The following is a 14,065-nucleotide window of genomic DNA, read 5'->3' as shown; positions in this document are numbered from 1 at the left end:
CTCCGGAGCAGGTCCGATCACATTTCCGCTCCCACAAACCCCATCAAACCCCGTTTGATCGAAATCAATTCGCTTTTCAGGTGAACTGCTAGTCTCCCTCGCATCGGGAATTGCCGGTCGAGGAAAAATGCGATGAGTTCTTTGCAGATAGGCGTGAGGGAGAAGGAACTTCCCCGGTTTCGTGTCGCTTCGGACAGCCCGGCAAAAGGTTTGAGCGGGAGCCGGATGGACGTGAACAAGACCGTGAAGCTGAGCAACAGGGACAGGAACATTCTGCTGCGCGCACCCTTGATCGGGATAGCGGATGACGCGGCGGCGCTGAAGCTGATGGAGGCGGCGGCCATCACCAATGTGAGCGCCCGCCATGTGTTCTTCAAAGAAGGTGAGCCGGCGCAGCATTTTTACTGCGTGCTGTCGGGTTATGTCCGCCTTTACCGGCTGGACCGGCACGGGCGCGAGGCGGATGTGCGCGTCAGCGGCCCCGGCGATACCTTCAACGAATGCCTGATCTTCGGCAGCGATACCTATCGTTACAGTGCGCAGGCGGCGGAAAGCTGCACCGTGGCGCGTTTCGAACTCACACGAATCCGCAGCCTGATCGATCAGGAACCAGCAATCGCCAAGGCCGTCATGCGCTGCCTGTCCAACAGCCTGCTCTCCACCATGGACTGCATTGCCAATGACCGGCTGCAGACGGCGCCGCAGCGCGTCGCCCATTACCTCATCAATCAGGGTCCGCGCGACGCCACATCCTTTTCGCTGCGGCTGCCGTTCCAGAAAAGCCTGCTTGCCGGCAAGCTCGGCCTTGCGCCGGAAGCGCTGTCACGCGCTTTTTCTGCTCTGAAAAAGGCCGGCGTCACCGTGCGCGGCCGCATCGTGCAGGTCAATGACGTCGCGGCGCTGAAGCAGATTTGAAAACACCGGGAGAGGAAGAAGGGCGGGATGCCAGCCGGCATGCCGCCCTTCAGCATTCCGGAAAAGCGGAGATCACGCCGGCTGCGGCAAAAGGCGGAAGCTGTCTCCCTGCCGCTCCACACGGAAAAACCCGCCGAGATGGCCGCCGGAAACCAGTAAGCCGTGATCGGCCACTTCAGCCAGCGCCTTGAGGCGTGTTTCGTAAGCAAGCGCGGCATCGATATCATAGACGAAACCGACGCCCGGATCCTTCGCCTGCAATTCGCTCACATGCAGCACATCGCCCCACAATAACAGCCGGTTATCGCCGCTGCCGATGAGATAGCCGCTATGCCCCGGCGTGTGGCCGGGCATGGCGATCGCCTCGATGTCGTCGTCAATCTTGCCCATGGGGATAGGCAGCAGCATCGCCCCGCAAACATCGAGCAGCCTTGCGGCAAGATCGAAGCCGCCCTGCCGGGCCGGCGGCAAGGTCTTGCGCGCATCCGCGCTGGAGAAAAAGCCGAGATCGGCCTCGGGTACCCATATGTCCGCGTTGGGAAAATAGGGCCGGTCGCCATCGATCAACCCCAGCGCGTGGTCGCCGTGAATATGGGTGAGGATAACACGGCTGACATCGGCAGGCTGAATTCCGGCATCGATCATGGCCGCCCGGGCGTGGCCATAACCAGCGCCCCAGGCGGTGCCGCAACCGGCATCGATCAGAAAAACGCCATCAGGCCCAGAGAGCGCGAAACAGTTGACGTCCATATCCACCGTTTCGCCCTGATGTCCGGCAAGGGCCGCAGCCAACGCTTCGGCACCCTGACGGTGGAGGAGATGGCCAACCGGCGCCTTGTAGACGCCATCGACAAAACGGGAAACCTCGTAAGCGCCGAAACGGCGGGACATGGCCATATTTCAGAGACCACCCTGCTCTTTCAGGAAACCGACGATACGATCAACGCCATCGCCGCGCTTCATATCGGTGAAGACGAAGGGCATGGCGTTGCGCATGCGGGTCGCATCGCTGTCCATCACCGTCAGATCGGCGCCGACATAGGGCGCGAGGTCCTTCTTGTTGATGACCAGCAGGTCGGAGCGGGTAATACCCGGCCCGCCCTTGCGCGGAATTTCCTCGCCCTGGCAGACGGAGATCACATAGATGGTGATATCGGCAAGATCAGGCGAAAAGGTCGCCGCGAGATTATCGCCGCCGGATTCGATGAAGACCACGTCGAGATCGGGAAACCGCGCATTGAGCCCGGCAATCGCCTGCAGATTGATCGTCGCATCCTCACGGATGGCGGTATGCGGGCAACCGCCCGTCTCGACACCGACGATCCGTTCGGAAGGCAGCGCCTGCATGCGCACCAGCGCCTCGGCATCTTCCTTGGTATAGATATCATTGGTGACGACGGCGACGGAATAATCGGCGCTCATCGCCTTGCAGAGCTTTTCCGTCAGCGCCGTCTTGCCGGAACCCACCGGCCCGCCAATGCCGACGCGCAGCGGACCATTACCCGATTTCATCACTCTGTTCCCTTCGCTATGCTTTGGTGTTTTCAACCATAATGCCTTGGACCGACGCTTCAAGGGCAAGCAAGAACCATGCCGCCTGTTTCTTCTCCCCGCCGGGGAGATGGTGGCCCGAAGGGTCGGAGAGTGGGCAGCGCCAGCCATAGATCGCACCCTCGCCCCCTCATCCCACTGCCGCGGACTTCTCCCCGGCGGGGAGAAGAAACGCGTGGCACCCGCTCGCTCCATAGATTGCTATGGCGCTCCCCTCAGGAGCGGAAAAGCCGCGTGCCCTGTGTTTCATGACGCATCGCCGCCGTATCCGCGATGATCGTCGCACTGCCGAGATCGTCGAGCGTGGATTGCACCGCCCGTGCCGCCACCTCCGCGATCACCCCCTCGCTTGCGGCAAGAATCGCAACGCCATCCTTTTGCCCGGCAACACCAAGACGGATACCGGCCGAAACAATCTGCGAAACGCCGGCATGCAGAAAAGCGGCAATTGTTTCACGCAACGGCACTCCGTGGCCGGCAGCCACAGCACCTGTGGCGACAGGATAAGGCGCCTCTTTCGGCAACAGCTCCAGAACCGCATGCGGCCACGCGCCGGCAGCGGCAATGAAGGCATCTCCCAGAAGCACCGTTTCGCGATAACGTTCCGCCGAACCGGCCAGCGCGCGGCCAAGATCCGCCGCTTCGCTCAACGCAACGCCATCCTTTGAGCTTCGCCAGGCATGTGCCAGAAACACCGCATCGTTCCACAGGCTGCCATGGCACAGCAGCGTTTCCACCCAGCCGTGAAGCGCCGCGGCATCACGCGCACGCCCGTCCTCCACGGCTTTTTCCAGCCCGCCGGAATAGGAAAAACCGCCGACCGGAAAGGCCGGCGACATCCAGGCCATGAGCCGCAGCAGCGCGGCAACGCCGCGATCTTCGCTCATTCCTCAGCCGTGGTCATGATGGTGGTGGCCATGCCCGTGATCATGGCCATGGGAGTGACCGCCATGGGCGTGATAGGCGCCGCGTGCCGGCTGGAAAGGTTCCTCCACATCCCGCACGGTGGCGCCGAGGCCTTCCAGCATGGCGCGGATGACGTGATCGCGCAGGATGAGAATGCGCTCTTCCTCGATCTGGGCGGAAAGATGCCGGTTGCCCAGATGCCAGGCGAGCTCGATCAGGTGAAGCCGATCCTTAGCCTTGATTTCGAACAGCTTTTCATCCGCCGCACGAACCTCGATCAGATCACCGTTTTCCACCACCAGCAGGTCGCCATGGGCAAAAAGCACGGCTTCCTTCAGGTCCAGCATCACCATCTCGTCATTCTGCAGATGCAGCAGCTTGCGGCGCAGATGCCGCTGGTCATGCGCCAGCGTGACATAACCGGAGGGCTCATCGCCGGGGGTTCCGGCGGGGTGATAGGAGGTGACGCGCAGCATGGGATGATCCGTTTCAGAAACAGTCTTGGGAAGGTGATTTTTGACGGATAGGCGGGGTGATTTCAAGGCGCGATTTCATAAGGTTGAAAAGGCAATGGCATCGTCGGCTCGGAGGGTTGACGTTACCTGGAAACCTCTCCTCGGTCCTGCCGGGCTTGACCCGGCATCCAGCCACAGCGCGTCTGCGCCATGAAAAGACTCCCACGTGATCAAAGACTTGATCGCGCTGGACCCCGGATCAGGTCCGGGTGACGGAGCTTGGAGAGGCCGTCGCGCGAGAAAGCAGCACCTCAGAAAAAGAAAAAGCCCGGCATCGCTGCCGGGCCTTCACAAAATCATGAAACCGAAATCAGGCCGCGACGCGTGCCTTCAGGTTTTCGAGAATGTTCTGCGGCGAGGAAACGCCGTAAGGGTCGGATTCGCAATTATCCGAATAACCCTCTTCCTCGAACCACTGCTCCACCAGGCCATCATTGATGACGGCGGCGTAACGCCAGGAGCGCATGCCGAAACCAAGATTGTCCTTGGCGACCAGCATGCCCATCTTGCGGGTGAACTCACCCGAGCCATCCGGAATGACCTTGACGTTTTCGAGGTTCTGGCCCTTGGCCCAGGCATTCATGACGAAGGCGTCGTTGACCGACAGGCAATAGATTTCATCGATGCCGAGCGCACGGAATTCACCGGCCAGCTTTTCGAAATCGGGAAGCTGGTAGGTCGAGCAGGTGGGCGTGAAAGCGCCGGGTAGCGAAAACAGCACGACCTTCTTGCCCTTGAAATAATCGTCAGAGGTCACGTCCTGCCAACGGAAAGGGTTCGGGCCACCAACGGCCTCATCGCGAACGCGCGTGCGGAAGGTAACGGCGGGCACTTTTTTGCCGAGCATGTCTTGTCTCCTGTTCTGGCGTTTTACGCGGACCACTTGGGATCGATCCACGCGGAATTCTTTTGCCGCTTCCATAGCGCAAGATGCATTGCGGTGCAGCATAAAAATCCGACTACCAGACGTCAAATGAGCGAAACGCCACACTGCGCATGGATTAATTGTGCAGCTCGACCGACCAGCGCAACAGCGGCGGCAACGGCGTCCACCAGCCGGTGCGAATACCGGCCTGCCGCAACATGGCGGCCGACCAGGTGTTGCAGCCGACCAGCGCATTGAACCAGCCATCGGCCTCGAAAAACGCATCCGTCAGGCCATAGGCGACGCCGGGCACATGCTGAACTTTATCACCGTTTCTGGCAAAACTTGCCCTGATGCCCTCGACAAGGCGCTGATACCCCGCTTCGGAAATGTGAAGACGTGTCACCCCGGCCAGATCGGCGGGAAAATCCCCGGTCACATCCACATGCATGACGGAACTGTCCAGCGTGAACGAGCGCAGCACCGGCATCGGCTTCAGATCGGCCCAGGTGGGCGTCTGAATGTAAAACGAGCGGCCGCCCCAGCCGAACACCAGATAGGCAGCAGCCGGATGATTGACTGCAATGCCATCCTCCTGCAATTCGGCGAACACCCGCCGCAGATCGTCATCCACCGGCAGGGCGATATCGGTGTGGATCGGGTTGGACAACAGCAGAATTTCGCGATCTTTCGCGCCGTTTTCGTCATCGGCGAAAAAAGGGCGCGGCACGACGGTGCCGAGCACAAGAAGCACGACGATCAGCAGCACCGCACCGCCGATCCACCTTATGAAACCTCTCAAGACGAAACGCCGTCAGAACAGGAAATAACGCTGCGCCATCGGCAGCACGGTCGCCGGTTCGCAGGTCAGAAGCTCGCCATCCGCCCGCACCTCGTAAGTCTCGGGATCGACCTCGATATGCGGGGTGAGCGAATTGTGGATCATCGACGCCTTGGAAATGCCGCCGCGTACATTCTTCACCGGCAGCAGCTTCTTGGCAACGCCGAGGCGCTGGGCAAGGCCGGCATCCAGCGACGCCTGCGAAACGAAGGTCACCGAGGAATTGGTGCGCAGCTTGCCATAGGCGGCAAACATCGGCCGATAATGCATTGGCTGCGGTGTGGGAATGGAGGCATTCGGGTCGCCCATTGGGGCTGCGGCAATGGAACCGCCAAGCAGCACCATTTCAGGCTTCACGCCGAAAAAGGCCGGGTTCCACAACACCAGATCGGCACGTTTGCCGACTTCGATGGAGCCGATCTCATGGCTCACACCCTGGGCGATGGCCGGGTTGATGGTATATTTGGCGATGTAACGGCGCACCCGGAAATTGTCGTTTTCGCCGGTCTCTTCCTTCAGGCGGCCGCGCTGGCGTTTCATCTTGTCGGCGGTCTGCCAGGTGCGGATCGCCACCTCGCCGACACGGCCCATGGCCTGGCTGTCCGACGAAATGATCGAAAACGCGCCGATATCGTGGAGGATATCCTCCGCCGCGATGGTTTCCTTGCGGATGCGGCTTTCGGCAAAGGCGATGTCTTCCGGGATGGACGGCGACAAATGGTGGCACACCATAAGCATGTCCAGATGTTCGGCCAGCGTATTGACGGTATAGGGCCGCGTCGGATTGGTGGAAGACGGAATGACATTCGGGTTGCCGCAGACCTTGATGATATCAGGCGCATGCCCGCCGCCCGCACCTTCGGTGTGGAAAGCATGGATGGTGCGGCCCCTGATGGCGGCGACCGTGTCTTCCACGAAACCGCTTTCATTCAGCGTATCGGTGTGGATCATCACCTGCACGTCATATTCGTCGGCCACCGTCAGGCAATTGTCGATAGCGGCCGGTGTTGTGCCCCAGTCCTCATGCAGCTTCAGCGAGGAGGCGCCGGCAAGGATCATTTCTTCCAGCGGTGCCGGCAGCGAGGCATTACCCTTGCCGGCCAGCGCCAGATTCATCGGGAAAGCATCGAAGCTCTCGATCATCCGCTCGATATGCCATGCGCCGGTGCAGGTGGTGGCAAGCGTACCATGGGCGGGGCCGGAACCACCGCCCAGCATGCAGGTCACGCCGCTCATCAGCGCTTCCTCGATCTGCTGCGGGCAGATGAAGTGAATATGCGCGTCCATGCCGCCGGCGGTAAGTATCTTGCCTTCGCCGGCAATCGCTTCCGTCGAAGGGCCAACGATGATCGTCACGCCCGGCTGCGTATCCGGGTTGCCGGCCTTGCCGATGGCGTGGATGCGGCCGTTCTTCAACCCCACATCCGCCTTGTAGATACCGCTATGGTCAACGATGACGGCATTGGTGATGACGGTATCGACAGCCCCTTCCGCGCGCGTCGCCTGGCTCTGCCCCATGCCGTCGCGAATGACCTTGCCGCCGCCGAATTTCACTTCCTCGCCATAGGTCGTGTGGTCCTTCTCGATCTCGATGAAGAGTTCGGTATCGGCAAGACGCACCTTGTCGCCAACGGTCGGGCCGAACATGCCGGCATAGGCGGCGCGGGAAATCTTGTAAGGCATGGGCTCAGGCTCCTTGGGACGCGGAGAAAATCGATGTGGGAGAAATTCGTGTCAGCCGGCCCTCGTTTGAGAGGGCTTCGACCAGTTGTTGTTCGGCGGCAAAGGGATGACCGCTCCAGCCCTGATGGCCGAAACCGGCAATCGCCACCTCGTCACCATCGCCGCTCACGCTCTCTAGAACATGGGCAATGGCAAAAAGGCCGGTGCTGGGGCAGACATAGGGTGCCGGCGCATAGGCCGCGAGCGCCGCATCGAGCCGCTCATGCACGTCGCGTGGAATGACGATATGGCTCTTGCCGGTTTCCGCGGCGATTGCCGCAAAACCGGGGGTATAATCGGCGCAGAAATCGGTCAGCTCCGGCCAGCGCGCGCGAATGCCCGGCTCCATCTCTGAAAACTTCGCGGGATCGCGCACCGACCATAGGGCGGAGGCCTGCCGCACGCCGTCGCTTTCGCGCCAGCCGCTGCCTTCCGTCATCTCCTGGCCCGGCCGCCCGGTGTTGCAGACGGCCACCACATCCGTGCGGCTGCCGCCGGCGCCGAGCGACCGGCAATCATTAAAGCGGATGACGATATCGGAAAGATCGATGAAACCAGCCACACCCGGCGGCAGCTCCCCGTTTCCGACAATCATGATCCGACGCCCCATGCCGTTCAGAAGCCTTCCGACAACTGGCGCAATTCATCGGCGCGCTTGCTGCTCATATCGGCGAGGCAGGAAGCGATCAGCATCGGCTCCATCGTGCCGCCACGCGCCTGAAAACCTGATAGCGCGCAATTGGCGTCGCGAAACGCCACCCATGCGCGCTGGGCCGTCACCAGAGCGTCGGTCGCACCCTTGCTGCTTGCGTCAGCGGTCTTGTCGCGCTCGGCAAGCTGCTTGCGAAGCTTCTGATAGGCGGCGTTCAGATCCTTGTCGGCCTTTTCACGGTCCTTGCCGGCGCAGATGGTCATATCCGCCTGCGTCTGCGGCGCCTTGCAATCGGGCGCGTCATCGGCAAGCGCCGGGCCTGCCGCGCTGCCCGTCAGAAACAGCAGCGCCGCGACGGCCAAACGGAAATTTTGCGGGTTCATCACCATCGCTCAGGCCGCCGCGCCATCAAAAGCCTGCGACTTCAGCGCCCTTGGATCGACACCGTCGAGACAATTGGCATTGACCGCCACCATCGGCGTACCGTCAGGCCCATCGGCATAGGCAAAGCTTTCAATGCCGCAGTTGGAGCAGAAAAAATGGTGGATCTTGTGTTTGTTGAACAGATACTCGCTCAGCTTGTCCTCGCCGGAAAGCAGGGTGAATTTCTCCCGCGGCGCAAAGGCGAGCGTGGAGCCGAGCCGCTTGCAGCGCGAACAATTGCAGATGACGGTATGGTCGAGATCGGCATCGACCTCGAAGCTGACGCTGCCGCACTGGCAGCTTCCATGATAATGCGCCGTCGCCATTTCATAACCTCCCCATGACCTGTTGACGGAAACCATAAACCTCACGCTTGCCGGAAAGCGGCACCAGCGTCACTTCCCGCTTCTGGCCGGGTTCGAAACGCACCGCCGTGCCGGCCGGAATATCGAGACGCATGCCGCGCGCCTTGTCGCGATCGAAGAGGAGACCCGCATTGGTCTCGAAGAAATGATAATGGCTGCCCACCTGCACCGGCCGGTCGCCCGAATTGGCCACCTCGATCGTCACCGTCGGCTGGCCGGCATTCAGTTCGATTGTGCCTTCTGCGGCAATGATTTCGCCTGGCTTCATGGTGCTCCCCTTGTTTCTGTCTCAGGCGGCGGTTGCGGCCACGCAGCCTTCGGCCTTCAGGACGCGCCGTGTCGACGCGGGATTGTTGACGAGTTTTTCCGCCGAGCGGACGGGTCTTCGCACCAGTTCGCCGCCGCAATTCGGGCAGGCGCCTTTGAGCACATTCGTCACACAGTCGGCGCAGAAGGTGCATTCGAACGAGCAGATCATCGCGTCGCGGCTGTCGGGCGCAAGATCGCGGTCGCAACATTCGCAATTGGGCCTCAGTTCCAACGCCATACCACCCTCCTCACCGGATCGGTTCGTGAACGGTCACCAGCTTGGTGCCATCGGGAAAGGTCGCTTCCACCTGCACATCATGGATCATCTCGGCAATGCCATCCATCACCTGATCGCGGGAAATGACATGGGCGCCGGCTTCCATCAGATCGGAAACGGCGCGGCCGTCACGGGCGCCCTCGACCACGAAATCGGTAATCAGCGCAATCGCTTCGGGATAATTCAGCTTCACGCCGCGCTCCAGCCGACGACGCGCCACCATGGCGGCCATGGAAATCAAAAGCTTGTCTTTTTCTCTTGGGCTAAGGTTCATCGTCGTCCCGCAGCTTGGCACCTGCCCCGCAAAGCAGGTTTGCGGGAGATCAGATCCGACATTTGACAGACCCCGAAGGATGCCCGTCACGCGGCGATCCGAAGGGATTACAGATTCCAGACTTTCGGCACTGGCGCGCCGTTTCGCAAGAGCGAAATGATCGGAAAAAGCAATTTTCTCAAGGAGAAACCATCGGCGGCGGCCACGCGCACGACAAGCTTGCCCCGCCATTCGCTGGCACCGCCGCTTTCCCCGGCAATCGCCCGGATTTTAGGCAGAAGCGCCTCGGAAAGAGGCCCGATATAGAGAAGCGTCGCAAAGGCGACCTGCCCGGCCAGAACCGCCGCCTTCGCGGTCAGCTCCGCCACCTCGCCCTCAAGCAGCAACTCTTCCGCATGCACCAGCCTGCCGCCATGGCGAATGCGCCAGCGGTCGCGAAAAAGGCCATGCGTCATCGCCTCGCCCATGGCCTGACGGCCAAGCAGCACGGCTTCGACGGCAATGAATTCGGAAGATTGGTCAAGATCGGCTTCCAGCCGGCGGGTGAGCGACGCCCGGTCGAAGAGGATGGTTTCCTGCGGCAGCCAATGCAGTTTTGCGCCCGGCCCGGCGGAAACACGGGCGGTGACGGTGGCCGTACCTGATGATGCCTTGTAGACCTTCTCGCAGGCTTGGGTGGTCACGACAAGCGAAGTGCCGGCACCGGCCGTGGCCTGCCATTCGATCTCATCTCCGCCGGTCAACCCGCCGGAGGAATTGATGAGAATGGCCTCGGCTTCGTTCGAAAAAGTGTCCGGCAGGCGGATTTTCGCGCAGCCTTCCTGGAACAACTCGTCCAGCCGGCTGCGCCCGTCAATCGCCTTGGTTACAATGCGTCCTCTGCCACGGGCGCGCTGCTGCCGGACAGGTTGTTGAGCGTCTTCATAACCGGAAGGGCCGATGGCTTGCTGTTGCTGCTGCACGCGGTCTCCGAAGCGGTTGCGGAAGCGGTGGTGGCCTTGGCGCCGCAATCCTTCTTGACGACGGCATCCACCACCAGCTGCCCTTCCGTGTTACGGAAGAAATCCCACATTCTTTCGGCCGCATCAACCGTGCGCGTCACTTCGCCTGTGGGCATCTTGCGCTCCACGGCGGGTTCGGCCTTCGGCGTCTGCTCACCGCCCGGCTTGCGGGTAACGACGGCAGCGGCGGCCAGAACCTCGGCCTTCATGGTGGCGCGTGGCCAGGCGTGATCCCATTCGTTGATGACATAGGACTGAATACGTGCACCAGCCTTGCAGACATCATAGGAATTGACGGTGAAACTCTCGCCCACCTTGCTTTTGGCGGCGCCCTTGCAGCCGTCCATTTCGGCCCAGCGCTTCAGCGCCGTCTCGCCGCCATATTGCCAATAGGACTTGCCGCCGCCCTGATAGGGATTGGCGGGGTCTTTCAGCCCGGCAAAGGCGATGATCGACATCGGCCGTGCAGGCGTGCAGCTTGCCGCATCCGGTCCCCACTTGCCTTCGGTCTCCAGCGGATAACCGGCGCGCAGCGAAGCGACGAAACCGGCAGCGGCGAAATCCGCGCTGCCATTGCAGATGAATTGCGACAGCATGCGCCCGCCGCCGGAATAACCGGAACCGTAAAAGCGCTCCTCATCCACGCAGAACCTGCCCTTCACCATGGTGATGGCATCGCGAATGAAACCGACTTCATCCAGCCCGCCCGGACGCTTGGTGACACCGGGAACATTCCAGGCGTGGGTGCCGGGCAATTCACCATTCAGGCTGCCGGCCAGCGCCACGACCACAAGGCCGTCACGTTCGGCCAGCTTGTCCCAGCCGCTGCGGTTCAGCTGGCCATGCGGATTGCTGTTGGAGCCATGGAAATCGAACACCACCGGCAGCGGCTTTTTGCCGTCATAGGCGGAAGGAACAAAATAGACGCCGTCGCGTTTTTCGCCACTGGAGAGAATGGAAAAATCATGCCGGCCCGGTTCCATGCCGAGGCCAATGCCCTGACCGCAGGTCGATGCCGACGCTGCGGCCCCTGCGCTCGCGCTGATGACCAGCCCGAGGAACAGGCTGCGTGCGGAGCGAACCAACCGGGAAACCCGGCCCACTGCGAAGTCTGGATTCATTGACACGCCTTTATTGGCACAGTTTCCCCGACGATACGTCGGGCGTGCATGGAATGTAAGGGATCAACTGTCGCGGCGTGCGAATAGACTTTTCCTGTGTCTCGCATGCAGCATTTCCGCTGCCAATATCACAGGCTCTTATTCAACGAAATGCTAAAATTGCGCATGAAAGCCATGTCGAGGCGCATAGGCTTTCAAAATATTAATCGGCCGTTTGCACGCCGTGATCGGCGTGCGGCGGTTTTAGTCTCGATTTATACTGTCAGATGACGCCGGGCTTCGGGCGTATCCAGCGTTTCGGCCAGCCCCTCATGCACGATTTCGCCCCGGTCCATGATGTAGACGTAATCGGCAAGCTCGCGGCAGAAATCCAGATATTGCTCGACCAGCAGGATCGCCATGCCTGTGGAATCGCGCAGATATTTGATCGCCCGGCCGATATCCTTGATGATCGACGGCTGAATGCCCTCGGTCGGCTCGTCGAGCACGAGGATCTTCGGCCGTGTCACCAGCGCCCGGCCTATGGCAAGCTGCTGCTGCTGGCCCCCGGAAAGATCGCCGCCGCGCCGCGACAGCATGGATTGCAGCACGGGAAACAGGCTGAAAATATCGTCCGGGATGAAGCGTTCCCTGCGCGGCAGCGGCGCATAGCCGCTCTCCAGATTTTCCTGCACGCTGAGCAGCGGAAAGATTTCGCGGCCCTGCGGCACGTAGCCGACACCGCGCTTGGCCCGCTGGTAAGGCGCCAGCCCATCGAGAGCCGCATCGCCGAAACGGATAGTGCCGGCGCTGGTGGCCTGCTGGCCGGTGACGGCGCGTAAGAGCGAGCTTTTGCCGACACCGTTGCGGCCAAGCACGCAGGTGATCTTACCCATCTCCGCCTTGAGCGAGACACCGCGGAGCGCTTGAGCCGCGCCGTAGTGGAGGTTGATGTTTTCGACTGTCAGCATTTCATCCACCTGTTCTAATTCAGTAGTGTTCGTCGCAAGGCCTGCAGGGCGAGGTCCTGCCCGGAGGTCTTGTCACCCCCCACCCGGCTTACTTCTTCGGCGATATCGATCAGTTGACGTCTCTCATCGAAATCGAGCGCATTTGCCCACAAATCACGAAACCTGCGGATAGGGTCTTCAGGATTAACGACATTTCTGGACGCCCATTCTCCAAAGACGATAATTTCCTCCATATCCGCTGGCGGGAGGATGCCTTTCATCCTGTCTCGGACAACATTTTTCGCCATCTCGAGATACATCGGTTTCTCGTTCGCAAGGCACATGAAGAATGCCACCGCAGCAATTGCAGGATCGCGGATAGAGGCTATCGGAGCAACTTCAGCCTTCTTACGAAACGATCTGCGCTTATAAGCGCCGCGCATTTTCTCGACGGTATCGATGATCTCGCTACCCGCCTCACGCACCATTTTCAGCCGCCAGTACCAGACAGCCGCAGCACCGATTGCCATAACCAGAATTCCAATCAACGCCATCAGATCAACTCCAGATTTTAAATTTTTCAACTTAAATCCGGTTATTATTACAGGCACAAGTAGAGGCTCCGCTCTTTCTAGCGCCCCAGATAATTCTCAATCACCTTCGGATCGTTCGACACAAAATCGATCGACCCCTCGGCCAGCACCGAGCCTTCAGCAAGGCACGTCACCTTCACGCCCAGCTCGCGGATGAAGCCCATGTCGTGCTCCACCACCACCACAGAGCGGGTCTTCGCGATTTCCTTCAAAAGCACGGCGGTTTCCGCCGTTTCCGCGTCCGTCATGCCCGCCACCGGCTCATCCACCAGCAGCAGCTTCGGTTCCTGTGCGAGCAGCATGCCGATTTCCAGCCACTGTTTCTGGCCGTGCGAAAGATTGGCGGCAAGATCGCCGCGGCGATGGCCAAGGCGCACGGTGGCGAGGATTTCCTCGATGCGCGCCTTGTCCTCCTCGCTCAGCCGGTAAAACAGCGTGGCGAAAACGCCGCGCTTGCGGTTGAGCGCCAGTTCCAGATTGTCCCAGACGGTATGGCTTTCAAACACCGTCGGTTTCTGGAACTTCCGGCCGATGCCCAGCTGGGCGATGTCCGCCTCGTCCTTTTTCGTCAGGTCGATGCTGTCTTCAAACAGCACCGTACCCGTATCCGGCCTTGTCTTGCCGGTGATGATGTCCATCATCGTCGTCTTGCCGGCGCCATTCGGGCCGATAATGGCGCGCAGTTCACCCGGCTCCACCACGAAGGAAAGGGAATTGAGCGCCTTGAAACCATCGAAGGACACGGAGACGCCATCGAGATAAAGCAGGCTTTTGGTTCTGTTTTCAGAAATCGTGTTCATGTCCGC

At 60.6% G+C, this 14,065-nt stretch carries 19 protein-coding genes; 1 reads left to right on the top strand and 18 read right to left on the bottom strand.

The annotated features are described in order from the left end of the window. Positions 1-225 precede the first annotated feature (225 nt). Positions 226-915, top strand: a complete 690-nt coding sequence (locus O3S81_RS00885; protein WP_269341372.1) for a Crp/Fnr family transcriptional regulator — start codon at positions 226-228, stop codon at positions 913-915. Between the two features lie 72 nt (positions 916-987). On the opposite strand, the gene aidB is transcribed toward O3S81_RS00885, so the two are convergent. The 18 genes from aidB to urtD all read right to left on the bottom strand — a co-directional run bounded on the left by aidB (position 988) and on the right by urtD (position 14,059). Then, positions 988-1,812: an AidB family quorum-quenching N-acyl homoserine lactonase gene (gene aidB / locus O3S81_RS00880; protein ID WP_269340326.1), complete on the bottom strand. Its 825-nt coding sequence runs from the start codon at positions 1,810-1,812 to the stop codon at positions 988-990. Positions 1,813-1,815: 3 nt separating this feature from the next. Further along, positions 1,816-2,427: an urease accessory protein UreG gene (gene ureG, locus O3S81_RS00875; protein ID WP_003520595.1), complete on the bottom strand. Its 612-nt coding sequence runs from the start codon at positions 2,425-2,427 to the stop codon at positions 1,816-1,818. A 254-nt stretch (positions 2,428-2,681) separates the two neighbouring features. After that, a complete protein-coding gene (locus O3S81_RS00870; protein ID WP_269340324.1) occupies positions 2,682-3,353 on the bottom strand; it encodes an urease accessory protein UreF in 672 nt (223 codons plus the stop codon). Positions 3,354-3,356: 3 nt separating this feature from the next. Next, positions 3,357-3,848 carry an urease accessory protein UreE gene (ureE, locus tag O3S81_RS00865; protein WP_173987519.1) on the bottom strand — a complete coding sequence of 164 codons (492 nt, stop codon included), beginning with the start codon at positions 3,846-3,848 and terminating at the stop codon, positions 3,357-3,359. A gap of 349 nt (positions 3,849-4,197) precedes the next feature. Beyond that, positions 4,198-4,734 (bottom strand): peroxiredoxin, encoded by a 537-nt coding sequence (locus tag O3S81_RS00860; protein ID WP_269340323.1) that lies wholly within the window; start codon positions 4,732-4,734, stop codon positions 4,198-4,200. A gap of 154 nt (positions 4,735-4,888) precedes the next feature. Continuing rightward, positions 4,889-5,554 carry a TIGR02117 family protein gene (locus tag O3S81_RS00855; protein ID WP_269340322.1) on the bottom strand — a complete coding sequence of 222 codons (666 nt, stop codon included), beginning with the start codon at positions 5,552-5,554 and terminating at the stop codon, positions 4,889-4,891. Between the two features lie 12 nt (positions 5,555-5,566). Beyond that, positions 5,567-7,276, bottom strand: coding sequence for an urease subunit alpha (gene ureC, locus O3S81_RS00850; protein WP_269340321.1), 1,710 nt, complete (start codon positions 7,274-7,276; stop codon positions 5,567-5,569). Between the two features lie 4 nt (positions 7,277-7,280). Then, entirely contained in the window at positions 7,281-7,925 is a 645-nt protein-coding gene (locus O3S81_RS00845; protein ID WP_269340320.1) for a Urease operon accessory protein, read from the bottom strand. A gap of 5 nt (positions 7,926-7,930) precedes the next feature. Next, positions 7,931-8,350, bottom strand: coding sequence for a lysozyme inhibitor LprI family protein (locus O3S81_RS00840; protein ID WP_269340319.1), 420 nt, complete (start codon positions 8,348-8,350; stop codon positions 7,931-7,933). 9 nt (positions 8,351-8,359) lie between these two features. Further along, complete coding sequence (locus tag O3S81_RS00835) at positions 8,360-8,716, bottom strand: GFA family protein (protein WP_269340317.1); 357 nt, start codon at positions 8,714-8,716, stop codon at positions 8,360-8,362. A gap of 1 nt (position 8,717) precedes the next feature. Further along, the gene (locus tag O3S81_RS00830; protein WP_063948241.1) at positions 8,718-9,023 is read right to left on the bottom strand and encodes an urease subunit beta; all 306 of its coding nucleotides are present in this window, start codon (positions 9,021-9,023) and stop codon (positions 8,718-8,720) included. 21 nt (positions 9,024-9,044) lie between these two features. Beyond that, the gene (locus O3S81_RS00825; RefSeq protein ID WP_269340315.1) at positions 9,045-9,302 is read right to left on the bottom strand and encodes a DUF1272 domain-containing protein; all 258 of its coding nucleotides are present in this window, start codon (positions 9,300-9,302) and stop codon (positions 9,045-9,047) included. 10 nt (positions 9,303-9,312) lie between these two features. After that, on the bottom strand, positions 9,313-9,615 hold the full coding sequence (locus O3S81_RS00820) for an urease subunit gamma (RefSeq protein WP_063948239.1): 303 nt from the start codon (positions 9,613-9,615) through the stop codon (positions 9,313-9,315). Between the two features lie 107 nt (positions 9,616-9,722). Beyond that, complete coding sequence (locus O3S81_RS00815) at positions 9,723-10,577, bottom strand: urease accessory protein UreD (RefSeq protein ID WP_269340312.1); 855 nt, start codon at positions 10,575-10,577, stop codon at positions 9,723-9,725. Then, the gene (locus O3S81_RS00810; RefSeq protein WP_269340310.1) at positions 10,481-11,737 is read right to left on the bottom strand and encodes an alpha/beta hydrolase family esterase; all 1,257 of its coding nucleotides are present in this window, start codon (positions 11,735-11,737) and stop codon (positions 10,481-10,483) included. Before O3S81_RS00810 ends, O3S81_RS00815 begins: the two co-directional genes overlap by 97 nt. Positions 11,738-11,991: 254 nt before the next feature. Beyond that, positions 11,992-12,687, bottom strand: a complete 696-nt coding sequence (urtE, locus tag O3S81_RS00805; RefSeq protein WP_269340309.1) for an urea ABC transporter ATP-binding subunit UrtE — start codon at positions 12,685-12,687, stop codon at positions 11,992-11,994. Between the two features lie 14 nt (positions 12,688-12,701). After that, positions 12,702-13,220, bottom strand: a complete 519-nt coding sequence (locus O3S81_RS00800; protein WP_269340307.1) for a hypothetical protein — start codon at positions 13,218-13,220, stop codon at positions 12,702-12,704. A gap of 77 nt (positions 13,221-13,297) precedes the next feature. Beyond that, a complete protein-coding gene (urtD, locus tag O3S81_RS00795) occupies positions 13,298-14,059 on the bottom strand; it encodes an urea ABC transporter ATP-binding protein UrtD (protein ID WP_269340306.1) in 762 nt (253 codons plus the stop codon). Positions 14,060-14,065: the final 6 nt, after the last annotated feature.

This window comes from Agrobacterium sp. SOY23, from assembly GCF_027212525.1.
GTDB lineage: Bacteria > Pseudomonadota > Alphaproteobacteria > Rhizobiales > Rhizobiaceae > Agrobacterium > Agrobacterium tumefaciens_I.
Note: the sequence above shows the minus strand (reverse complement) of the source record. Positions and strands in the feature narration are given on the sequence as shown.